Below are 3,850 nucleotides of genomic sequence, written 5' to 3'. Positions count from 1 at the left end.
GTTTAACTACAACTTTCTTAGGCTCTACAGGTGTTTTTCCTTCATCCTTTTGTTTCGTTAAAATCTCCTTAATCTCAGAAAGATCATGAGTTTCTATGGCAATATGATAATATAAATCGGCAGCCAGTTTGTATTTATAATGATGAAGAAGCTTGCGAATATTCTCATCACAGAATTCAATCTTCCAATTCTTCATTCTGCGCATCAACATCTCTTTTCCAAGATCAGCCTCCTTTACAGTCTCCTCATTAATCGTTTGGCGAATCTTATTTTTAGCCTTTGTGGTTACAACAAAATTCAACCAATCAGACTTCGGTTTTTGATTATTAGAAGTGGTAATCGATACCCGATCTCCATTTTTCAAAACCTGACGTATAGAAACGTTACGCTGATTCACGGTACCTCCAATACACTTGTCTCCTAAATCGGAATGTATGGAATAAGCAAAATCCAGTAAGGTTGAGCCTGATTTAAGTTGCTTTAAATCACCCTTAGGTGTAAACACATAGATCTCCTTGCTGTATAAATCAGCCTTAAAATCATCCATTAAATCAACGCTGCTATCCTGTCTACTTTCAAGCACTTCTCTAATATCCTGAAGCCAGTTATCAAGTCCACCATCACCTTTATCACCCTTATATCTCCAGTGAGCCGCAAATCCTTTTTCCGCAATATTATTCATTCGCTTACTACGAATTTGAACCTCAACCCACCTATCTTGCAAGCCCATTACAGTGGTGTGTAAGGACTCATAACCATTGGTTTTTGGGATGGTTATCCAGTCGCGCATACGCCCTGGGTTAGGTCTATACAAATCAGAAACAGCCGAATAAACCTGCCAACATTCCGATTTCTCACGTTTTTCAGGAGCTTTGATAATAATTCGGATGGCAAAAATATCATAAACTTCCTCGAACTCAACCTGCTGCTTTTTCATTTTATGCAGAATAGAAGCAATCGATTTAGTTCTCGCTTTAATCTTATACTCAATACCCAACTCGTCTAATGCAGCACGAATTGGAGCCACAAAGTCTTTAATATAAATTTCACGTTCCTCTTCCGAATCCTTAAGTTTTTTCTCCAACTCAAAGTAAATCTCTGGCTCAAGGTATCGCAAAGCTAAATCCTCCATCGAAGATTTTACTTGGTACATTCCCAAACGGTGAGCAAGTGGTATATAAAGGAAGCTAATTTCCTTAGCTAAGGAAATTTGTAATTGCTGACTTTTATTTCCCGCATTTCTCAACTGAAACAATCGATCAGCCAGAATAATCAATACCACGCGCACATCGTCGGCAAAACTTAAAAGAAGTTTTCTGAAATTTTCGGTATGAAGTGTTGGGTTTAGCTCATAAATCTCAGTCACCTTTACCAAGCCCTCAATAATTTGAGTCACCTTGGGCCCAAACAGCGATTTAACTTCGGAAACACTAATGTGGTTTTTCTGTACAATATCGTATAGCATTGAACAGATAACAGACGTTCGTCCTAAGCCCAGCTCCGAAACGACAATCTCTGCAATTTCAAGCGTTCTATAAATGGCAGGTTCTCCGTTCGTTCTCCTCTCCCCTTCATGATCTAAAAGACTTAAATCGAAAGCCTTTCGAACCAATTTTATATCTTCCTGAGAGATAATATTCTTACATGATTTAAGGAGATTTTTATATCGATATAGTATTTGTCTTCTTTCTTCTTCTTGCTGTGTAATAGCCACCATAATTATCATTTTACTATTTAGAACTCAAATTTGAAGCATTTATTTTGTCATCTTCAATTCTAGCTTCTTTTAAATTCGTTCCAAATGTTAGTTGGATTATAAAAGAGCAATCAAACTGCTTTTTTATAATGCAACTAAAAGTATAAAAGCTAAGTATCAATGGCAAATAGATTCTGTTTTTTTAACTTAAAATAAGAAGCAATGAATTTTCCTAAGTTTGGAGTCGAGTGATAGTGAAATAATGCGATGATTTATTAAATTTGTTTGCTTCGACATTAAGTTTCATTAATCGCACATGACTAAAAACAATAAACGCATCCTATTTACACGTACGTTAAATGCTGATCAAATTGAATTTGGTCTTAAAATGGATTGTCAGATTGACCATCATGCCTTTATACGTATCGATTTATGCTCACTAAGTACTGAGGATTTAGAAATAATCAATTCAGGTCAGTATCCCAATTGGATTTTCACCAGTCAAAATGCCGTTAGAAGTTTGCAAGCCAATCAGGAGCAAATTCAACTCGATAAGATGGAGAGATGTTTTGCCGTGGGAGAAAAGACAGCTGATCAACTATCTGAAATAGGTCTATCAGCTCTTGTGCCGAAACGTCATAATTCAGAAGAACTCTCAGAATTGCTTAAAGATTATTCTAGCGAAAGCTTCTTGTATTTTACGGGTAATCTGCGACAAAAAACACTGATTCACTTTTTCGAAGATCACGAAAGTCCTTATAAGGAAATTAAAGTTTATGATACCCTCTTAATTCAGCCGGAAATTAATTTGGAGGACTACGACGCTATTTGTTTTTGCAGTCCGAGTGCGGTTCATAGCTTTTTCAAAAACTATCAGCCCAAAAATAATCAGCCTTGCTTTGCCATTGGTAACACCACGGCTGTGGCTTTGGTCGACTACTCCGATTATGTGATGCTAGCCGAACAAACCAACGTTTTTTCATTAATACAATCCTGTCATCAATATCTAAACTCATAAAACACTAACAATATGCACCAATACAAAAGAAGTTCAGAGCTCTTCGATCAGGCTCAGAAGTATATTCCAGGAGGTGTAAACTCTCCTGTTAGAGCATTCAAATCGGTAGGTGGCACACCTGTTTTTATCAAAAAAGCTAAAGGAAGTATCCTTACTGATGAAGATGATAATGAATATATCGACTACATCTCTTCATGGGGACCAATGATTCTAGGTCATGCTCACCCAAGTGTAATTAAAGCCATTAAGGATAAGGTTGAATTCTCAACCTCATTTGGTGCGCCCACACAACTGGAAATTGAGATTGCTAAGCTTATTGTGGACATGGTTCCCAATATCGATAAGGTCAGAATGGTAAACTCGGGTACTGAGGCTTGTATGTCGGCTATTCGTGTAGCTCGTGGCTATACAGGCAAGAACAAGTTCATCAAATTTGAAGGTTGTTACCATGGTCACTCTGATTCATTTCTAATTAAAGCAGGTAGTGGAGCCAGTACATTTGGAGAGCCAGATTCACCAGGTGTAACTCCAGGTACAGCTAACGATACATTGACAGCTAAGTACAATGATATTGAAAACGTAAAGCAAGTTGTTGCTGATAATAAGGGTGAAATTTCTGCCATTATTGTCGAAGCGATCGCTGGTAATATGGGTTGTGTCTTACCTAAAAAAGGATTCTTAGAAGAATTACGTCAAATCTGCGATGAAGAAGGTATTCTTTTGATTTTTGATGAGGTGATGTCTGGTTTCCGTTTGGGTAAAGGTGGTGCACAAGAGTACTTTGGCATTAAAGCAGACTTGGTAACATTCGGTAAGGTTATCGGTGGAGGAATGCCTGTAGGTGCTTATGCGGGTCCTGATGAGATTATGAAAATCGTTTCTCCTGTAGGTCCTGTTTATCAAGCAGGAACACTTTCGGGTAATCCTATTGCCATGATTGCTGGTTACACCCTATTGACTGAATTGAACGAAAAGCCAGAGCTTTTCACTGAGCTAGCCGCTAAGTGTGAATACCTACACAAAGGATTTGATAAGGTATTAGCTGAGTCGGGATTTGATTACAAAATAAACCGTTGTGGATCTATGATCTCAATCTTCTTTACGGAGGTTGATGTGGTTGACTTCGATACAGCTGC

General features: G+C 37.8%; 3 protein-coding genes. 2 read left to right on the top strand and 1 reads right to left on the bottom strand.

The window, feature by feature from the left end:
• On the bottom strand, nucleotides 1-1,717 hold a 1,717-nt coding region (locus ABY905_RS14890), incomplete at its 3' end, for a bifunctional (p)ppGpp synthetase/guanosine-3',5'-bis(diphosphate) 3'-pyrophosphohydrolase (RefSeq protein ID WP_372645274.1).
• 295 nt (nucleotides 1,718-2,012) lie between these two features.
• On the opposite strand from ABY905_RS14890, the gene ABY905_RS14885 reads away from it, so the two are divergent.
• Both ABY905_RS14885 and hemL read left to right on the top strand, forming a co-directional pair.
• Nucleotides 2,013-2,714: a uroporphyrinogen-III synthase gene (locus ABY905_RS14885; protein WP_372645272.1), complete on the top strand. Its 702-nt coding sequence runs from the start codon at nucleotides 2,013-2,015 to the stop codon at nucleotides 2,712-2,714.
• Nucleotides 2,715-2,726: 12 nt separating this feature from the next.
• Nucleotides 2,727-3,850: glutamate-1-semialdehyde 2,1-aminomutase (gene hemL / locus ABY905_RS14880; RefSeq protein WP_372645271.1), on the top strand; the 1,124-nt coding region annotated here is incomplete at its 3' end.

This window comes from Ancylomarina sp., from assembly GCF_041555295.1.
GTDB lineage: Bacteria > Bacteroidota > Bacteroidia > Bacteroidales > Marinifilaceae > Ancylomarina.
Note: the sequence above shows the minus strand (reverse complement) of the source record. Positions and strands in the feature narration are given on the sequence as shown.

Excerpts from the sequence above, each read along its gene's own strand:
- ABY905_RS14885 (WP_372645272.1), top strand. The coding sequence starts at position 2,013 with ATGACTAAAAACAATAAACGCATCCTATTTACACGTACGTTAAATGCT.